Raw genomic sequence first — 18,193 nt, 5'->3', positions numbered from 1 at the left:
TTTATTTATTTTCTTGATAACGTTTGAGACAATCTTCATATAGTTGTCCAGCAAACTCAGCATCTTTCCAGCCTTCGATGACCGTTTGTTTGTTTTCAAGGTCTTTGTAAACTTTGAAGAAATGCTCAATCTCGCTTAAAATATGTGGGGCTACATCATCTAATGAATGAACGCCATTCCAACGAGGGTCATCAACTGGAACAGCTAATACTTTTTCGTCTTGCCCTTTGTCATCAGACATGATCAGTACACCAATCACACGACTAGAGATGACACAACCAGGAAAGGTTGGGAATGTCGTTAGTACAAGAATATCCAATGGGTCCCCATCTTCAGCTAGCGTACCATCTAAATACCCATACTCTGTGGGATAGTGCATGGGTGAGTAGAGAACACGGTCAAGACGGTAAACACCTTGTTTTTCGTCGTACTCATACTTATTTTGACTTCCAGTTGGGATTTCAATAAACGCATCGACAACGAGTTCTTTGGTCATGGGTGGTCCTCCTTGCCTTTCTATGTATCAAAGAATGGATTGCGAAGTGGAATAATTTTCACCTCTCAATTATTGTAGTCAGTTTTGGTTAAAGACGCAAATAAAAAGTAAGAAAAGGAGTATTTGTTATGAAAAAACAGGATGATTTTCACATTTCGGCTAAGGAGTTTGCTGAGAAATATAAGGTGAACAAATTGGAGGAAAACTCTATTATTGTTGATGTACGTGAATCTCATGAATGGGAAATGATTCATTTAACACGAAGTCAATGGATTCCACTAGTAACGATTCCAGAGCGTCTTCAAGAGTTGGATGCCAATCAAACGATCTATCTCATATGTGCTCATGGAGTTCGGAGTGTTCACGCAGCTAATTTTTTGTTACAGCATGGTTTGAAGCATGTGGTTAATGTGGATGGAGGAATTGCAGAAGTCGCTTTATATTTAGATGATAAGGATTGGTAAAATCTAAAAGAAGAATTTTGGGGGTCCCATACATTAAAAAAGTTACTAGGTGTTGGGAACAATCATTTGGGAAAGGGTTGGCAAGAGGGTGGGTGAATTTTTGATCCTTGGGCCGATTTATGTAAATAGTAGCATTCTTCACGAAACATGTGATCAGGTAGTAAGGGATCAAGAGCGCTAATAGCTTCTTTACTTAGACTAAGCTCTTCTAATTCATTTAAGAAACCTTGAAATAGGATAATTCCCCATTCAACTTCTCGATTAAAATGCGATAATGCAGGAAAATCTTGTAATTTTAATTTCCTTAGATTCTCTTGGGGATAAAGAATCTAAAATGAACTGACAGTGGTCTCGTAAGATAGGGAGCCAAAACTTTTGTTCAAATGAAATACAATTTATTTTTTTATCCATATTGATTTCACTCCTTTTTAAAAATGATGAACGGATCTTTTAAGAAGAGTATTCATTGACTACTTTATTCATGAATGGTTTCTAAAAAGAAGGATGGATCCATATGATTGGATTCCACCCTTCTGATTCACTTGTTACAATCTTGCTCCATGTTGCTTTAATAGTTGAGTTGCTTCTTCGAATTTCTCTTCACTACAGATGACAATGACAGAGACATCTTCAGGATGTTCAAGTCCATTACCTCCTGTATAGCCACTTGCATCTGGGTGACTTGCTGCTAGAATAGTTTGATTTCGTGAAAAGTCATCGGGTGTCCCCATCGTTGTGGTGGTTAGCGAGTTGGCTTCATGAAATAAGAGACCATTGATTTCAGGGTCTCCATCCAAAGGGTTTCCTCCTAATGGGGGGGCTACTCGGTCCACCTCGACAGTTTTAAATCCCCTTTTTTTCAATTCATTAGCTGCTTTTTGTGCTTCTTCCATGGTGTGAAAATAGCTAAAAATGTTTTTCTCTTTCAACTGAAGTATCCCTCACTTTCTCTATTTATTTAGAATGCATAATTTACCTGAACAACAACCTTAGTTTGTCATATGGTTCTCATTTTTATTTTTTATGTAAGACCGATATTTTTTTGTATCGTGCACATAATACGAATAAAGACTTGTTCAGATCTAACTCAGTTCATACAGTATGGGATTTGAATTATTTTTGTTCAAGTTGAGCTCACTATCGAAAATGACAAAAGGTAGGGTATGATATGGAAATTAAAGATCTTAAACATACGATTTCTACGATTCAATCAGAATTAAATCAGATTGAAACGATGGCAGGAACTCTGTCGACTATTGAGAGAGAACATTATAATCTCCTAACTCGTTTTGATCATAGTGAATTAGTGGACATAGCTGTGGAGGAACAAAGTGGCTCACGTCAATTGGGGACAATGAAACAGCTTTGTTTATCTATTTCACAAAAGCTAGAAGGCATTCATCAGGCGATTGATCAGGATTTAGAAGGAGTCTCCAACTGTGTTCAAGATCATTAAGAACTTTACACGTTCGATCGTCAATGAAGTGGTTGATGAAACAATTAATCGCTTTACTAAAGACCCATATACTGAAAATCTCTTTGAATTGATTCCTGTTGCAAAAAAAGTGAATCCTATCTATTTGATGGAAATTATCATGAGATCTCAGCAAGGAACTCCTATATCTCGTCCGTTAGGCAGTCATATTCATTTTTCACCATGGGAGCATCTCTTATTTAATCCAGTTCATCTTGATCGATTCCCTACTCAAGAAAATGTGGCGATTGATACTTCTGTCACGATTGGACCCAAAGCTAAAAAGCCATTAACGATTTCTATCCCAATTATGATTGCGGGAATGTCTTTTGGTGGGGCTCTGAGTAAAAATACAAAGATTGCTTTAGCAAAAGCAGCAACTAAAGTGGGAACGGCTACGAATTCGGGAGAAACAGGGTTACTTAGAGAGGAACGGGAGGCTGCCCAATTGTTTATCGGTCAGTTTAATCGTGGCGGATGGATGAACACACCAGACCGATATAAACAATTAGATGCGATTGAGATTCAACTGGGACAAGGTGCTCAAGGTTCAGCTCCTCAAAAGACAAGTGCTAAAAATATCGGGAAAGAATATCGAGAGGTAATTGGTCTTAAGGAAGGCGAAGATGCTCAAATTCGATCCCGTTTACCTGGCGTTAATACCAAAGAAGAATTTATTCAACTGGTGAGACGCTTACAAAATGAGACGGGTGTTCCTGTTGGATTAAAGATTGCAGCTACCCACCACTTGGAGAAAGAATTAGCGATCGCCCTTGAAGCTGGAGTTGACTTTATCACTCTGGATGGTGCAGAGGGTGGAACACACGGAGGAGCACCGACTTTGCAAGATGATTTAGGTTTACCCACTCTGTTTGCGGTTACTCGAGCCCATGACTTTATCACTCGTCATCAAGCGCTTGAAAAGGTTAGTTTGATTGCAACAGGAGGGCTTGTCACTCCAGGACATATGTTGAAAGCAATAGCGTTAGGTGCTGATGCTGTCTATATTGGAACAGCAGCTGTCATGGCGCTTGTAGGTGATCAAATCACCAAAACAGTTCCTTTTGAACCACCAACTAGCTTGGTCGTGTATACAGGAAAAATTACGGATCAACTAGATATTGACCGATCTGTGATGAATCTGGTGCGTTATCTTAACGGAACGGTCCGTGAGATGGAGTTAACGACGATCTCTTTAGGAAAAACCTCATTATCCGATTTAAGTTTATCAGATCTTTGTAGTATAGATCCTTTCCTATGTAAAGCAACGGGTATTTCCTATGCGGGAGTTTCTCCTGATCAACAAGAATCATTTTTTCAATGGTAAGTGATGATATTCTTTCTTGAAAAGTTAAGTTTAATAAAGAAATGGGGAGATTTTTAAATGTTTGAAGGGAATCACAAGGAACATCACAACAATTTAGTTCGTGTACAAGATGAGTTTAATCAGATGATGCGTCGGTTATTAGACGAACCTTTTGCAACATCAAGAAGTACTTTTATGCCTGCAGTTAACGTGAAAGAAAACAGTCATCAATATACGATTACGGCTGAATTACCAGGTTTAAATGAACAACAAGTAGATCTAGAAGTACATGGTAATACTTTGATTATTCGTGGTGAGCGTAAAACAGAGGAGGAGAAGGAGAGCGATCGTTACCATATGGTCGAGAGTAAATATGGATCTTTTCAACGTTCTTTTACTTTACCAGAGGAAGCAGATGTTGAAAAAATCTCAGCAGAGTTTGAGCATGGGGTTCTAAAAGTACACGTCCCTAAAAGTGGTACAAGTAAAGCGAAGAAAATACAAATTAGTAGAAAAGGACATTAATCACCAAAGAAAGTCGTTTAAAATGATTACAGTAAACTAAAAAACTGTTCAGGAGGGAGATCCTGAACAGTTTTTGACGTCTGTTGACAGAACGATTAATCTTCCACTTTAATGGAATCAGTTGGGCACCCTTCTTGAGCGTCACGAACGTCATCATGAAGATCTGCTGGTACATCTGCGGTACCTGTGTTATCATCAAGGATTACGTAGGCGATTCCATCTTCGTCATAGTCATAAACGTCAGGAGCAGTCGCTCCGCATGCACCACATGCGATACAGGTGTCTTTATCTACCCAAGTGCGCATTAGTTAAATTCTCCTCCCATGTATAATCCCTAGAGAGCTAAGTCCACTTCCACCCCTCATTTTAGAACGAAATGTGTCGAATTGCAAGAAGCAAACCAGCTCTTCATTGATCTTTACTTTAAGGAGGTCTCTGTATGAATATACAAAGACAACTCTTACTTAGTTTTTATGGTACCCAGCTTTTTCTATTGGTAATCACGATCGGGATTTTGTGGTTTCAAGGGAGATTAAGCGTTGGGTTATTGGGATGGGATCATCCTATAAACTGGGTTTTAGGAGTGGGTGCTGGCTTCATTATTGTATGTGTTGATCTTCTTTTAACTCGTTGGTTACCTAAGGAAATGTTGGATGATGGAGGAATCAATGAGTTATTGTTTGCGAATCAAAATGTAATACAGATTTTTATGATTGCACTTACAGCTGGTGTGGTGGAAGAGCTTTTATTCCGAGGGGCCATTCAAGAATGGTTGGGGATTTGGGGGACGAGCCTCTTATTTGTAGTCATACATACACGTTATCTTCGCAAATGGGTTATGGTACTGGTTGTGGGATTGATCAGTGTAGGCTTTGGATATTTATATGTGTGGACAGGGAGTTTAATTTCTGTGATGGTAGCCCACACATTGGTTGACTTTATCATGGGGTGTTACATCCGCTATGTAAGAGAGGATTGACTCATTTACTGATCCATAGTTTGAAATCTATTTGTACCTTACTCACCATATATATAGGGTGAGGAGGCGGTATTGTGAAGGGGTCTGTCTGGTGGGGGCTTATTTTTGCGATTACTTGGACTATCATATCCGTATTTGCATTTCCAACGATTAATTTCTCACAATTTCCTGAGATCTTATGGACTTTAATTGATTTTCGTTACTTATTAGCCATATTATCGATGGCGATCTCCATAGGAATGTGTGCAAAATGGATATTTAAACTTTATTATCGGTTCAAGGAACGAAGATTTTTTATGCGAAAAGAGTGGAAATGGTTGATTTGGATCATTCCCTTTTCTTGTACATGGTTGTTATTATGGTGGAAATTTACGTTTCATGTCTCTTGGATTTCCGCTGTTGTGATTATCAAAGAAATATTTCATTGGAAGAAGAAAATGAGTCAATTTGTTCACTTATAAACTTTATATGAGTGTTTTAAGCAACAATTGATGCTGTCGGGGCGTTATTTCTCTCTCCCTTTTCTTTACTCAAGTCGAGTTATAAAAATGAGTCGTGTAGATTCCAAGTTTGGAGTCGGGCCTTTCGCACAAAATGGATTTTGTAAAATAAAATAATCAGGAAAGCGTTTTCATTGCTCGTCATTTGCCTATTAATAATGCATTTGACAAACCTTTCGTGTATCATTAAAGTAGAAAGAATAAATGGAGACCAGACTGCGTAACGCAATTATTTTGTATCACATATATTATGATTGGGAGGTCTCCAGCGAGGGAGGGTAAACCATGCGTGTCGAGCGTCTAGGGGGAGATAAAATCCGCTTTCATTTAACACTGGATGATTTGATTGATCGTGGGATTGAGAAAGAAGATATGTGGAGAGATATCCCTAAAGTGCATGAGTTATTTAATGATATGATGGAACATGCATATCAGGAACTTGGCTTTGAAGTAGCGGGACCTGTGGCGGTCGAGGTTTTTGCCTTACCTGCGCAAGGAATGGTAGTTGTAGTTACTCGAGGTCGAACTCCAAAGCCAGAGCATGATGATTTTGAAAGTACAGAAGATGTTTATGAGTTAGAAGTTACGATGGAAGAAACGGAGAGTATTATTTTTCGTTTCATCGATATTGAAGATATAATACAAGCCGCGATTCGTCTACATCCTATTCATGATCAAGGTGGACAGGTATATTTTTATCAGGGAGCTTATTATCTCATTTTTGATGAGGATCTTAATTCAGATCGTTTAGAAGCTCTGATTGCTATTTGCTCTGAGTATGGGGAAGTGTCAACAACGACTAACACCTTGTTGCAAGAGTATGGAAAAACGATTTGGTCTGAAAATGCAATTAGTCAAATCGTTGAAACGTTTGGATAATAACAAGCGCCTTGATAATATTCAAGGCGTCATTTGCGTTTGAAGACAAAGTGAATAGTATCTCATTTAGGGTATAATATCCGTAGTGTCAACATACACACTACGGGATCATGATGTATAAAAAATACCTATCTCTGCATAACTAATTGGAAATACTCTTTATTACGGATCTGTTCGAAGTTTCCTTCTTTGACTCCTGGAAAGACACGTTCGATTGAAAGATGTTGTGTTTTATGTTCTTGTAATGCACGACCAATCTTTTCTAAATACGGAGTAACATCTATCACTTTCGAAACCCATTCATCAGGAGTTGCATGAATTTGATAGGAAAGGTTTTGAGCGATTGATTCAGGAATGACAATGTAGTACAGTTTGGTTGGGAACGTTGTTTGTTCCACTGCTTGTAATGTTGCTTTTGATATGACTTGATGATCCATGTGACCTGAGATACCAGAAGGTGGGAAGGTAATAATGATATCAGGTTGCTCAAGCTCAAGATACTTTACAAGATCTTGAACGAAGCGTTCAAGGGGTTGCTGATGTAAGGTACCATCCCCAAAATCATGTAAAATAATTTGATCGATCCCTAAGATCTGGGCAGCACGGGTCAACTCATGTTTTCGAGTCTCTCCAAGCGCCTCAGGAGTACAGACTGGTGGATTCCCAGTTTTACCGCGATCGCCTTGAGTTGCACAGTATAAGATCTGATGGAAGCCTAATGTGGTGTTATGAGCAATGGTTCCACCGCAGGTAAAAGTCTCATCATCTGGGTGGGCAAACACATACAAAATCTTTTGAGTCATAGAAAAGGCCTTCTTTCTTTCTATAGAATCTGTGTATATTATACACGTGAAAAATGATTGTGAAAAACTTTGTCTTAAACAGTTAACTTTTAATATGATATTCTGTATACTGATAGTTGTTTTAAGGTCTTTATTTATGGTAATGATTATTCCTTGAGGTGAGCCAAGATGGTACAACAGTCGGTTGTAACAAGTCAACAACCAGAACATGAAAATATGGATGTGCTTGTTTCAACGCAAAAGGTCATTAAGAAAGCTTTAGAAAAGTTAGGCTATCCAGACCCTGTATATGAGTTGCTTAAAGAGCCTATGCGAGTTCTATCCGTTCGGATTCCTGTTCGAATGGACGATGGATCTGTACAAGTGTTTACTGGTTATCGTGCGCAACATAACGATGCTGTTGGTCCAACTAAAGGTGGTGTACGATTCCACCCTGAAGTTAATGAATTAGAAGTGAAAGCGCTATCAATTTGGATGAGTCTGAAAGCTGGTATTGTGGATCTTCCCTATGGTGGGGGTAAAGGTGGAATCATCTGTGATCCACGTAAGATGTCTTTCCGTGAGTTGGAGGGTCTCTCCCGTGGTTATGTTCGTGCCATTAGTCAAGTAGTAGGACCTTCAAAAGATATTCCTGCACCGGACGTGTTTACAAACTCACAGATTATGGCATGGATGATGGATGAATATAGTCATATTCGCGAATTTGACTCCCCAGGATTTATTACAGGTAAACCACTTGTGCTTGGGGGTTCTCGTGGTCGTGAAACAGCTACGGCTAAAGGGGTTACCCTGATGATTCGTGAAGCAGCCAAGAAGCGTGGAATTGATCTACAAGGTGCTCGTGTAGTTATTCAAGGATTTGGTAATGCGGGTAGCTTCTTAGCTAAATTTATGCATGATGCCGGGGCGAAAGTAATCGGAATTTCTGATGCTTATGGTGCTCTTCATGATCCAGATGGTCTTGATATTGAGTATCTCCTAGATCGTCGTGATTCTTTTGGAACGGTTACGACGATGTTTGAAAATACAATTACGAATAAAGAGCTTTTGGAACTTGACTGTGACATTCTTGTTCCTGCTGCGGTACAAAACCAAATCACCGCTGAAAATGCTCATAACATTAAAGCTAGTATTCTTGTGGAAGCGGCTAATGGACCAACTACATTAGAAGCAACCCAGATTATTAACGATCGTGGAATTCTACTTGTTCCTGACGTATTAGCAAGTGCCGGTGGAGTGACTGTCTCTTATTTTGAATGGGTTCAAAACAACCAAGGTTACTACTGGTCTGAAGAAGAAGTGGAAACCAAATTAGAAGAAACCATGGTTCGTGCATTTGAAAATGTCTACGAAACTTCGCAAAATCGTAATGTGGATATGCGCTTGGCTGCTTATATGGTCGGTGTTAGAAAAATGGCTGAAGCATCACGATTCCGCGGATGGGTATAGATAAATAATAGAAGTTGAAACAAGAGAAACTCCCCTTTTTGGGGGTTTTTCTTGTTCAGGGGAGGGATGAAGCATTGGAAGAGGTTGTGATTATCGGGGCAGGTCCTTGTGGCATCTCTACAGCGATCGAGTGTAAGAAACAAGGATTTCAGCCATTGATCATTGAAAAAGGTTGTCTAGTTAATTCCATCTATCATTATCCTTTATCAATGCATTTTTTTAGTACACCTGATAACTTAGAAATTGGTGGAGTTCCTTTTATATCGATCCATGATAAACCATCTCGACATGAAGCTTTAAATTATTACCGGACTGTAGCGAGGCTACACCGATTAAGAATTCGTACGTATGAACAAGTTACCCGATTAGAAAAAATAACTGATGGCTTTCGCCTAAGTACCAAGAATCGAATGGGTGAACAAGAGATAATTGCTCGTCATGTTGTGATCGCTACCGGGTATTATGATCAACCCCATTGGATGAACGTTCCCGGTGAGGATTTGCCTCATGTCTATCACTATTTTCACGATGCTCATCCTTATGCCGACCAACGAGTGGTTGTGATCGGAGGGAGAAACTCTGCCATCGATGTAGCTTTAGATTTGCAACAAGTTGGGGCAGATGTCACGATGGTATACCGCCAACAAGCTTTTCATCCCAGTGTGAAAGCTTGGGTAAAGCCAGTTATTGAGAGTGCCATTGAAAAAGAACGGATTCACATGTACTGGAGTGCTCATGTGTTAGAAATTCAGGAAGAACATGTGGTTATCAAGCAAGGGAATGAGATTATAGAGGTTCCCGCAGATGTAGTTTTCGCTATGACCGGTTATCGTCCAAGCCTTGAGCTTGTGAAACAAGTAGGGGCTCAAATAGATGAAAAATTAGGGGTTCCTCTCCTCACTGAGTCCATGGAAACGACTATTTCTGGTTTGTATTTGGCTGGAGTTGTTGCTAGTGGTCATGATTCGACTAAAATTTTCATTGAAAACGGTCGATATCATGGAGAAAAGATAGTGGCAGATGTGAAGCGAAAACAACAAATCAATCATTAGTGGAACACCACCCCGATTAGATTCGAGGTGGTGTTCTTGTTAGATGCTATGAAAAGATGAGCTGGATCACAAATAAGCTGGTGATGAGATAGAATGATGGAGTCAGTTGTCTCCATTTCCCCGTAGTGATTTTTAAAATGGCATATGTGATAAAACCTAGTGCGATTCCATCAGGAATACTATAAGTGAATGGAATTAAAGCAATGGTAAAAAAGGCTGGAATGCCTTCGGTTAGGTCATTAAAAGGGATGTCCTTGACTCCACCAATCATTAGACCGCCAACGATTACTAAGATGGAGGCAATGGCACTGTCTGGGATCCACTGAATGAAAGGGATCAGAAAGACGGACCCTAGAAGTAAAAATCCAGTTGTGAAAGGCGTTAACCCTGTTCTCCCACCCGCTGCGATTCCTGTAGCACTTTCTACTGCACACACAGTAGGACTTGTTCCAAGTAAGCCCGCACTAAAAGCTGATAAGGCGTTAGCTTGAAAAGCAGCAGGAAACTGTTTTTTATCTTTCAAAAGACCTTGTAAGAGTCCCACGTTTTCGAATACCAAGATCATGGTTAGAATGAATGTGGCCATCCAAAAAGGTAGTGAAGTCATTTTGGAAAAAGAAAGCGACCCAACTACTGTTAAATACTGATCCAAAGAAAGGGATTGTACTGTTGTTGAACTTGGACGAATCCCCATTAGTACAGCTACTATTGTGGTTATTAATAAGCTGATTAGGAAGCTTCCTTTTACATTTCGAGCATAGAGAACTATAGTGAGCAGCAAGCTCCCTAAGGTAAGAGCAACAACTGGTTGATGGAGATCACCCATTGTGACAAATGTTTCTTTACTGGCTTGAACCAGACCACCTTTTTGCAAACCAATAAAAGTAATGAGGAGTCCGATTCCAACGGTGATACTTTTCCTCAGAGAATCAGGAATAGAAGTTACAATCCTTTTACTTAAACGGGTAAACGCAATCAACATAAACATCAATCCGGAGATGGCGACGACAGCGAGAGCTTCTTGCCAAGTCAATCCCATTTTATGAACGATGGTATATGTGAAAAAGGCATTAACTCCCATTCCAGGAACCAAGATGACAGGTGCATTAGCCCAAAATCCCATTAAGACACAACCAATCACTGATGTAAAAGCAGTGGCTAAAATGGCTGCTTGTAAGGGAATTCCACTATCAGCGATGATATAACCATTGACAATCAGAATATAAACGACAGTCACATATGTGGTTAAACCGGCTAACAACTCCCGTTTTACATTGGTTTGGTGGTGTTTGAGTTGAAACAGAGACTCAAAAATATTCACGAACAGATCCTCTTATTTTTATAAAACCCTCTCCCGCCCACCTTTAAAACAAGGCCATCCCATATTTTATCTCACTTTATATATATGAGCAATTTTAGGCACATATGGATCCGAATTCCGTCGGAGCGTTGTTTCTCTGCCTCACTCTTGTAGGGTTCGCAAGAGTCGTTTGCTGAGAGACATCTCCCCTTTGGTGAATGGGGTCGGAAAAAAATTCTGATTGCTTTACGTAGTTTTGCTCAAGTCGAGTTATTTAGCAAGGAGACTACTGTTGGAAATAGCTTTGTAATTGGGCAAAGTTTTTTGTTTTGTTTAAAGCAAGGATCAGCTTGATTCTTGCTTTAGGGCCATTAATTCCATTTGAAAAAATCAAACCCATCTCTTTTAATGTTTTGCCTCCACCTTCGTATTCATACGTATCTTGTACAATTCCATTAAAGCAACGAGATACAAGAACAATGGGAACTTCATTTGCTAAGGCTTGGCGAATTCCTGGTAACATCGCAGGAGGTACATTTCCCTGTCCAAACGCTTCAATGACGATTCCATCTGCATTTTGCTTAAGAGCCCACTGAATCATTTGATCATCCATTCCGGCAACTGTTTTGATCAAAGAAACGTTTGCTGTAGGAGGTTGAAGCGGAAGAGTGGGTTCTCGTTTGAGATGATGTTGAAAGAAAATCTCTTTTTTGGTGACAAATCCAATCGGACCCAAGGAAGGTGATTGAAAAGTAGCCACACTACTTGTATGTGTTTTGGTTACTGTTTTGGCGGCATGAATTTCGTCATTAAATACAACTAAAGTTCCATGACCTCTAGCTTTCGAATGGGTTGCAACTCGAACTGCATTGACTAGATTATAGGGACCATCTGAGCCGAGTTCATTTTGACTTCTCATTGCACCTGTCACAACAACCGTCTTGGGTGGGTCGATCACCAAATTGAGGAAGTAAGCAGTTTCTTCCAATGTATCGGTTCCATGTGTGACGACCACTCCACTGATGTCAGGTTGCTGTAATCGCTTGTTAACTTCAGTGGCAAGGGTGTACATGTGTTGAGGAGTCATATGTGGACTTGGGATATTGAATAAATGTTCCATTTCAACTTCGGCATATCGTGATAACAGAGGAAGTACTGTTTGAAGTGAAGTAGGATCTTGGGGTTTTACTCCTTGTGAATCTTCATTTTCTGCCATCGCGATTGTTCCACCTGTAGTGATAACAAGGATTTTTTTCATCTATTTCGCGCTATTACTCAAATGGGAGCGCTTCCACCTTTCTTGTTTGATCCTTTTTGATTAGCAATAGGTTGCTTCAATTATTAATTCTTTATTGGTTAAACAAAGACATTCATTTTTGACATAACAAAATCTATCGTATGGAAGGTTGGTATGTGTGTCAATAATAGATCTAATAATTTCTTAGGGGTGCATCATTCACATGTTAAAAGAACACAACCGTTACCTAGTTAAAATTCAATGTAATCAATGTGGAGAAAAATTCATGTTAAAAGGAAGACTCCGCAAAGGACGAGTGGAGACTGGTTTTAAACGTTGTCTTTGTGACAATGAATCCGATTTTGAAATTTATAATGAACATTTATAAACGCTTATGAATGGAATTGAAGGCTAAGAATCTGTTGCATAAATCTCCTAGACTACGTTTAGACTACTCATTGAAACGAACTAATCAATGGAGGCGGCTAGGATATGAATGCGCTTAAAAGAAAGCGGCTTTGGGCTATAGTTTTATTTATTTGCGTTACTCTTGCTACCGTCGGTGATCCTAATATCACTAATGCCTCCAATGCGGGGAAAAGTAGCAAGGGCTTTTCGGAAAATGATATTCGGATACTCGCAAATGCGGTATATGGAGAGTCTAGAGGGGAACCGTATATCGGCCAAGTAGCTGTTGCTGCTGTCATCTTAAATCGGATCAGTGCGGATCGCTTTCCGAACACGGTGTCAGGAGTCGTCTTTCAACCTGGAGCTTTTACAGCAGTTGCAGATGGACAGATTTGGCTTACTCCCAATGAAACAGCTAAAAAAGCTGTTAGGGATGCGATCAACGGGTGGGATCCTACTGCAGGAGCACTTTATTACTTTAATCCAGACACAGCTACTTCCAAATGGATTTGGACACGACCACAACGAAAGAAAATCGGAAAACACATTTTTTGCGACTAAAGGAGTGGTGAAGCCATGTATCAGAAAGTGGCTGCCATCTTGTTTCCCATCACCTTAATCGGTTTAATTGCAGCAGGTGCATGGGGATATCAAGAGAATCAAGATAAGAACTCAATTCTGATTAAGGCAGAAAATCAATACCAGCGTGCTTTTCATGAGTTAAATGATCATATGGACAAACTTTCTGATGAAATGGGAAAGTCGCTGGCCCTTAACACACGTAGACAGATGTCAACCTCTATGACTAACATATGGAGACTTGCCTATGTAGCACAAAATGACTTAGGACAACTTCCGTTAACACTTATGCCTTTTGATAAGACGGAGCAATTTGTGAACAATATTGGACGGTTTGCATATACAGTGGGGGTTAGAGACTTAGATAAAAAGCCTCTTACAGAACAAGAGTGGAAAACGTTACAAACCTTGTATAATCGATCCCAAGAAATTCGGAATGACCTACAATCTATGCAGAGAAAAGTGTTAGATAAAAATTTACGCTGGATGGATGTAGAATTGGCTCTTGCCACTGAAGATAAAAAAATGGATAACACCATTATTGATGGATTTAAAAAAGTGAATCGAATGGTGGAAGAGTATTCAGAAGTCGATTGGGGTCCAACTGTTAATTATAAGCAAGTTCGTGAAAAAGAGAAATTTAAAAAACTGACAGCTCCCCTGATTACCAAAGAACAAGCAAAACAGAAGGTGGCTAAAGCATTAGATCAAAAATCGACCAAAGGGATGACTGTCGTCTTAAACAAAAAAGGGGACTATCAAACCTATAGTGTTCGTTATGAAGGGAAGAACAAAACAGAAGTCTATGCTGATTTAACCAGTCAAGGTGGATACATGGTCTGGATGCTTTATGATCGACCTGTTAAAGAAAAGCGCTTATCTATTGATCAGGCTCAGGGCTATGCAACGAAGTTTCTTGAAAGAATTCAATATAAAGATATGGTTCCCATCTCGTATGACGAAACAGGGAATTTAGCCACAATTAACTTTGTTCATCGTCAAAGTGGAGTTTATATCTATCCAGAGGCGGCTACTGTAAAGGTTGCTTTAGATAATGGAGAAATTACGGGTTTACAAGCGGATGAATATGTTTTCAATAAAATTAAGCTCCCGTTATCTAAACCCAAGTTGAGCTTAGCACAAGCCAAAAAAGAAATAAGTCCACGGTTAGATTTACAAAAGGATAATTTGGCTGTCATCTATAATGATGAGGGAAAAGAGGTTCTCTGTTACGAATTTCTAGGAAGAATTCCAGGTGAAAAAGGTAGTGAACAGTATCGGATCTTTATTAATGCCGATACAGGGAATGAAGAGTTCATTGAGAAAGTTAAGAAGGCTGATATAGATCAAGCATAAAATTTTTAAATAATTGTTGAGCCGGTATAATAACACCCGGCTCAATAAATTGTTTCCATTGCAACTGTGGCGAAATTATGCTATTCTTTAAACAGGTTAAATTTTCAACTTGGACTTTAGCTTCAGGTTGTAAAATTTCATGCCGATCGGTGTGAAGGAAATAACAAAAGGAATACATAGTGGCTACAGATCACTGATGGATGATGGTCGAGATTTTCGATAAGGATTGTACTTTGCTATCGAGTTAATCGAATAAAGTTCATCCCCGATCGAGCAGGCACGGCCTGCTCGATTCATTTTTCATCCCGATGTGGAAGGGTTTGTCAGATCAATGAAACAGTTTTCAGTTGCAATTGATGGTCCAGCCGGAGCCGGTAAAAGCACCGTAGCTCGTAAAGTAGCAGACTTTTTCGGATTTACTTATGTAGATACAGGTGCAATGTATCGAGCAATCGCTTGGAAAGCATTGCAGGATGGAGTAGATATTAATAACGAACAAGCAATTACAGCGTTAGCAGAATCACTCCATTTTGAACTTGATCCTAAAGGGATTCGGGTTAATAATTTACAATTAACTGACGAAATTCGAACTCCACAGGTATCTACTCTAGCATCAACGGTTGCCACGATGGTTGGCGTGCGACAAGTTCTTGTGAAAAAACAACAAGAGATTGCGCAAATTCAAAGTGTAGTGATGGATGGTCGCGATATTGGTACTCATGTGCTACCACAGGCAAATCTAAAAATTTTTTTGACTGCCTCCATTGAAGAGCGAGCGATGCGTCGTTACAAAGAATTACTTCATAAAGGATTAACAGCTGATTTGAAGACGCTTCAAGAAGAGATTCGCCATCGTGATGAAAATGATCAAAACCGCGTGCATGCTCCACTTAGACAAGCGGAAGATGCAGTGTTAGTGGATACAACCAATCGCTCATTGGAACAAGTTGTGGAAAGTATTATCCAACTTTGTCGGCACCAAATGGGCGTAATGGAGTAATATATGTTATATGCTTCACGAGTTAGCATCTACCCATTTTTTACGAATGTCAATCCAATGAGCCAACTCGGATTCCATGTGTCCAAACAAGGGTTAGGATGTAGTCGTTTTTATTCAAAAGGTAAATATGTACTTATATTTTCAGGAATATTTATCCAGTGGTGATTTGTGCCAACCACTCTATCAATAAATCGATCCGCCACTGATTGGCAACACACTAGCGATCTATAGTTGATCTCGTGTAGCAAGCCCCTAAAAACTCTATGACATCATCCCCTAATAGGCTCATTCCTTCCCACTATATTCATATTTATACATATAGGGGAACTGGGGGATTGAATACAATAGAGTCATATAGGAATTTTTTACAATGATATAAGGTATTTTAATCATTACTATGATGCTCAGTTTCAAAAACATCTTTTACAGTCATGGTCTTTTTTAAAAATAGGAAAAGGTAATATTAGATTGCTTTAGGAGGTCGTACGGAATGACGGAAGAATTGAAATCTGAATTAACTGAAGTAAGCCCATTATCAGTGGGAGATGTTGTCAAAGGCTCAGTAACAAAAGTGGATAATAATCAAGCACTTGTCGATGTAGGGTATAAGTTTGATGCTGTTTTGCCAATTTCTGAAATTTCAAGTCTCCATATAGATCAAGTTGCAGATGTTCTCAGTGTTGGAGATGAAATTGTTGTTCAAGTGTTACGTTTAAAAGATGAAGAAGAAAAATTAGTGGTATCCAAGAAAGCAGTAGAATCTGAAAAAGCTTGGAAAGAACTCCAACAGAAATTTGATACAGGTGAAGCCTTAACTGCTACTGTCGCTGATGTTGTTAAAGGTGGATTAGTTGTAGATGTGGGTGTACGTGGCTTTATCCCAGCTTCATTAGTAGAGCTTCATTTCGTCGAAGATTTCTCAGATTATAAGGGTCGTGAACTCACATTAAAAGTGGTTGAAATTAATTCTGAGAAAAACAAGTTGATTTTATCTCGTAAAGCTGTTTTAGAAGAAGAAGTGAATGATAAAAAACAAGAATTGATCCGCTCCTTAGAAGCAGGTCAAGTGTTAGAGGGTACTGTTCAACGCTTAACTGATTTCGGTGCTTTTGTCGATATTGGTGGAGTAGATGGTTTAGTTCATGTCTCCGAATTAGCTTGGAATCGTGTGGATCACCCATCAGAAGTTTTGGCTGAAGGTGACAAGGTTTCTGTCAAGGTCTTGAAAGTAGACCCTGACCATGAGCGGATCAGCCTTAGTATTAAAGAAACTCAAAAAGGTCCTTGGGATCAAGCTTCTGATCAACTAAAAGTTGGTGACATTGTTAAAGGTACTGTGAAACGTCTTGTACCTTTTGGAGCGTTTGTAGAAGTTTATCCAGGTGTAGAAGGCTTAGTCCATGTTTCTCAAATCGCTCGTCGTCATGTAGGAACACCTTCTGAAGAGCTTGAAGAGGGTCAAGAAGTTCAAGTAAAGATTCTCGATATTCAATCTGAACAAAAGCGGATCAGTCTCAGCATCAAAGAAGTAGAACAAGAAGAAGCTCGTAAACAGGTTGAAGAATTCGACCAAAGCAATTCAAACTCTGGTCTTAATGTAACCTTAGGTGATGTTTACCCAGAGTTACGTAATTTAAAATGATTTTTTACCATCTAAAACCAGCCAAGAAATGGCTGGTTTTTTTTATGCCTAAAACCTACTGAGGTTACGCAAACTAAACAAAATGTGTTGGAGGGAGAATTGTGAGTCCAGGGATTTTGTCTCTGTTATGTATAACAACATTACTAGTCTTTATTCAAACTGATTGGTTACCTAAACTGGAACTTGATTTACAAGCTGACAAAAAACAAATCTTGGGTTTTCTTGTTATTTCATTGGCTATGATCATTCTTCCTTCTTTTCCAGGTTCTTCTTTAATTCAAGTTGGACCGGGTTGGTTTCCAGGCGTTTTCTTGTTTTTTTATCTGCTAAAGATGTTTCCGAATCGGGGATACTTAGCCTTAGCCAGTATAAGTTTATTTACGGGGTCCATGTTGTTTTTAATACACGAGTGGCGACATCTGGATCCTGATTGGGGAAACTCTTATTTTCGAATTGTAACGTTTAGTTTATTATGTTTAATTTCTTTTCTCTTTAGTTCTCGGTTAAATGATCAGCTACTCATTTGCTTAGGAGGAACAGGGATTTTATATGGTTGGGTTATGTTTTTTCATCGTGAAATGTTGAAGCCTCTAATCATTGGAAAGGATGAATATGTAGATACTACTTGGCTTTGTTTAATGGGGATCGTAGTTGCTCACTATTCTTTTGGTTGGTTAAGAGAGTGGATTTATAAAAGAAAGAGAATCCGCTCAATGTTTAGATTGAAAGAAGGTGATTGATGGA

Annotated in this window: 21 protein-coding genes and 1 pseudogene; 15 read left to right on the top strand and 7 right to left on the bottom strand. The window is 39.2% G+C overall.

Going from position 1 to position 18,193, the window contains the following annotated elements; translation table 11 throughout:
• Nucleotide 1: 1 nt before the first annotated feature.
• Nucleotides 2-496: an inorganic diphosphatase gene (locus EDD58_RS11555; RefSeq protein ID WP_131925753.1), complete on the bottom strand. Its 495-nt coding sequence runs from the start codon at nt 494-496 to the stop codon at nt 2-4.
• A 128-nt stretch (nt 497-624) separates the two neighbouring features.
• Here EDD58_RS11555 and EDD58_RS11550 point away from each other — a divergent pair, with 128 nt between their 5' ends.
• A complete protein-coding gene (locus EDD58_RS11550) occupies nt 625-960 on the top strand; it encodes a rhodanese-like domain-containing protein (RefSeq protein ID WP_131925751.1) in 336 nt (111 codons plus the stop codon).
• 62 nt (nt 961-1,022) lie between these two features.
• On the opposite strand, the gene EDD58_RS11545 is transcribed toward EDD58_RS11550, so the two are convergent.
• The gene (locus tag EDD58_RS11545; RefSeq protein WP_243648731.1) at nt 1,023-1,202 is read right to left on the bottom strand and encodes a DUF2935 domain-containing protein; all 180 of its coding nucleotides are present in this window, start codon (nt 1,200-1,202) and stop codon (nt 1,023-1,025) included.
• Nucleotides 1,203-1,505: 303 nt separating this feature from the next.
• Nucleotides 1,506-1,889, bottom strand: coding sequence for a hypothetical protein (locus tag EDD58_RS11535; protein WP_131925748.1), 384 nt, complete (start codon nt 1,887-1,889; stop codon nt 1,506-1,508).
• A gap of 239 nt (nt 1,890-2,128) precedes the next feature.
• On the opposite strand from EDD58_RS11535, the gene EDD58_RS11530 reads away from it, so the two are divergent.
• Genes EDD58_RS11530 through EDD58_RS11520 form a run of 3 tightly spaced genes read left to right on the top strand, consistent with a single transcriptional unit; the run spans nt 2,129 to nt 4,265 of the window.
• Nucleotides 2,129-2,416, top strand: a complete 288-nt coding sequence (locus EDD58_RS11530; protein WP_131925746.1) for a hypothetical protein — start codon at nt 2,129-2,131, stop codon at nt 2,414-2,416.
• Entirely contained in the window at nt 2,400-3,761 is a 1,362-nt protein-coding gene (locus EDD58_RS11525) for an FMN-binding glutamate synthase family protein (RefSeq protein ID WP_131925744.1), read from the top strand. Before EDD58_RS11530 ends, EDD58_RS11525 begins: the two co-directional genes overlap by 17 nt.
• 57 nt (nt 3,762-3,818) lie before the next feature.
• Nucleotides 3,819-4,265: an Hsp20/alpha crystallin family protein gene (locus tag EDD58_RS11520; protein WP_131925742.1), complete on the top strand. Its 447-nt coding sequence runs from the start codon at nt 3,819-3,821 to the stop codon at nt 4,263-4,265.
• Between the two features lie 95 nt (nt 4,266-4,360).
• Here the strand turns inward: EDD58_RS11520 and EDD58_RS11515 are convergent, their stop codons facing one another.
• On the bottom strand, nt 4,361-4,570 hold the full coding sequence (locus tag EDD58_RS11515) for a ferredoxin (protein WP_131925740.1): 210 nt from the start codon (nt 4,568-4,570) through the stop codon (nt 4,361-4,363).
• 134 nt (nt 4,571-4,704) lie between these two features.
• Between EDD58_RS11515 and EDD58_RS11510 the strand changes: the two genes are divergently transcribed.
• From EDD58_RS11510 to EDD58_RS11500, 3 genes are all read left to right on the top strand, one after another.
• A complete protein-coding gene (locus tag EDD58_RS11510) occupies nt 4,705-5,244 on the top strand; it encodes a CPBP family intramembrane glutamic endopeptidase (RefSeq protein ID WP_131925738.1) in 540 nt (179 codons plus the stop codon).
• A 74-nt stretch (nt 5,245-5,318) separates the two neighbouring features.
• Nucleotides 5,319-5,705: a nucleoside triphosphate pyrophosphohydrolase family protein gene (locus EDD58_RS11505; protein ID WP_131925736.1), complete on the top strand. Its 387-nt coding sequence runs from the start codon at nt 5,319-5,321 to the stop codon at nt 5,703-5,705.
• A gap of 324 nt (nt 5,706-6,029) precedes the next feature.
• The gene (locus EDD58_RS11500; RefSeq protein ID WP_131925733.1) at nt 6,030-6,623 is read left to right on the top strand and encodes a genetic competence negative regulator; all 594 of its coding nucleotides are present in this window, start codon (nt 6,030-6,032) and stop codon (nt 6,621-6,623) included.
• A 128-nt stretch (nt 6,624-6,751) separates the two neighbouring features.
• Here EDD58_RS11500 and EDD58_RS11495 read toward each other — a convergent pair whose 3' ends face one another.
• A complete protein-coding gene (locus EDD58_RS11495; RefSeq protein WP_165875953.1) occupies nt 6,752-7,426 on the bottom strand; it encodes a PIG-L deacetylase family protein in 675 nt (224 codons plus the stop codon).
• A gap of 168 nt (nt 7,427-7,594) precedes the next feature.
• On the opposite strand from EDD58_RS11495, the gene EDD58_RS11490 reads away from it, so the two are divergent.
• Together EDD58_RS11490 and EDD58_RS11485 are read left to right on the top strand one after the other, a co-directional pair.
• A complete protein-coding gene (locus tag EDD58_RS11490) occupies nt 7,595-8,875 on the top strand; it encodes a Glu/Leu/Phe/Val family dehydrogenase (RefSeq protein WP_131925729.1) in 1,281 nt (426 codons plus the stop codon).
• A 14-nt stretch (nt 8,876-8,889) separates the two neighbouring features.
• Entirely contained in the window at nt 8,890-9,927 is a 1,038-nt protein-coding gene (locus EDD58_RS11485) for a YpdA family putative bacillithiol disulfide reductase (RefSeq protein WP_243648726.1), read from the top strand.
• A gap of 46 nt (nt 9,928-9,973) precedes the next feature.
• Here the strand turns inward: EDD58_RS11485 and EDD58_RS11480 are convergent, their stop codons facing one another.
• Nucleotides 9,974-11,248, bottom strand: a complete 1,275-nt coding sequence (locus EDD58_RS11480) for an NCS2 family permease (protein ID WP_243648725.1) — start codon at nt 11,246-11,248, stop codon at nt 9,974-9,976.
• Between the two features lie 265 nt (nt 11,249-11,513).
• Nucleotides 11,514-12,485: an asparaginase gene (locus EDD58_RS11475; protein WP_131925727.1), complete on the bottom strand. Its 972-nt coding sequence runs from the start codon at nt 12,483-12,485 to the stop codon at nt 11,514-11,516.
• Nucleotides 12,486-12,687: 202 nt separating this feature from the next.
• On the opposite strand from EDD58_RS11475, the gene EDD58_RS14930 reads away from it, so the two are divergent.
• The 6 genes and pseudogenes from EDD58_RS14930 (at nt 12,688) to EDD58_RS11450 (ending at nt 18,189) form a co-directional block, all read left to right on the top strand.
• Nucleotides 12,688-12,852 carry a hypothetical protein gene (locus tag EDD58_RS14930; protein ID WP_165875952.1) on the top strand — a complete coding sequence of 55 codons (165 nt, stop codon included), beginning with the start codon at nt 12,688-12,690 and terminating at the stop codon, nt 12,850-12,852.
• Between the two features lie 221 nt (nt 12,853-13,073).
• Nucleotides 13,074-13,433, top strand: a pseudogene (locus EDD58_RS11470) (cell wall hydrolase); the annotation flags it as partial.
• Nucleotides 13,434-13,448: 15 nt separating this feature from the next.
• A complete protein-coding gene (ypeB, locus tag EDD58_RS11465) occupies nt 13,449-14,807 on the top strand; it encodes a germination protein YpeB (RefSeq protein ID WP_131925725.1) in 1,359 nt (452 codons plus the stop codon).
• Between the two features lie 331 nt (nt 14,808-15,138).
• Nucleotides 15,139-15,807, top strand: a complete 669-nt coding sequence (gene cmk, locus EDD58_RS11460; RefSeq protein WP_131925723.1) for a (d)CMP kinase — start codon at nt 15,139-15,141, stop codon at nt 15,805-15,807.
• Between the two features lie 490 nt (nt 15,808-16,297).
• The gene (gene rpsA, locus EDD58_RS11455; RefSeq protein ID WP_131925721.1) at nt 16,298-17,449 is read left to right on the top strand and encodes a 30S ribosomal protein S1; all 1,152 of its coding nucleotides are present in this window, start codon (nt 16,298-16,300) and stop codon (nt 17,447-17,449) included.
• 101 nt (nt 17,450-17,550) lie between these two features.
• Nucleotides 17,551-18,189, top strand: coding sequence for a hypothetical protein (locus EDD58_RS11450; protein ID WP_131925719.1), 639 nt, complete (start codon nt 17,551-17,553; stop codon nt 18,187-18,189).
• Nucleotides 18,190-18,193 lie beyond the last annotated feature (4 nt).

The organism is Hazenella coriacea (genome assembly GCF_004341825.1).
GTDB lineage: Bacteria > Bacillota > Bacilli > Thermoactinomycetales > Thermoactinomycetaceae > Hazenella > Hazenella coriacea.
The sequence above is the reverse complement of the archived record's forward strand: the minus strand, read 5'-3'. Positions and strand labels throughout refer to the sequence as shown.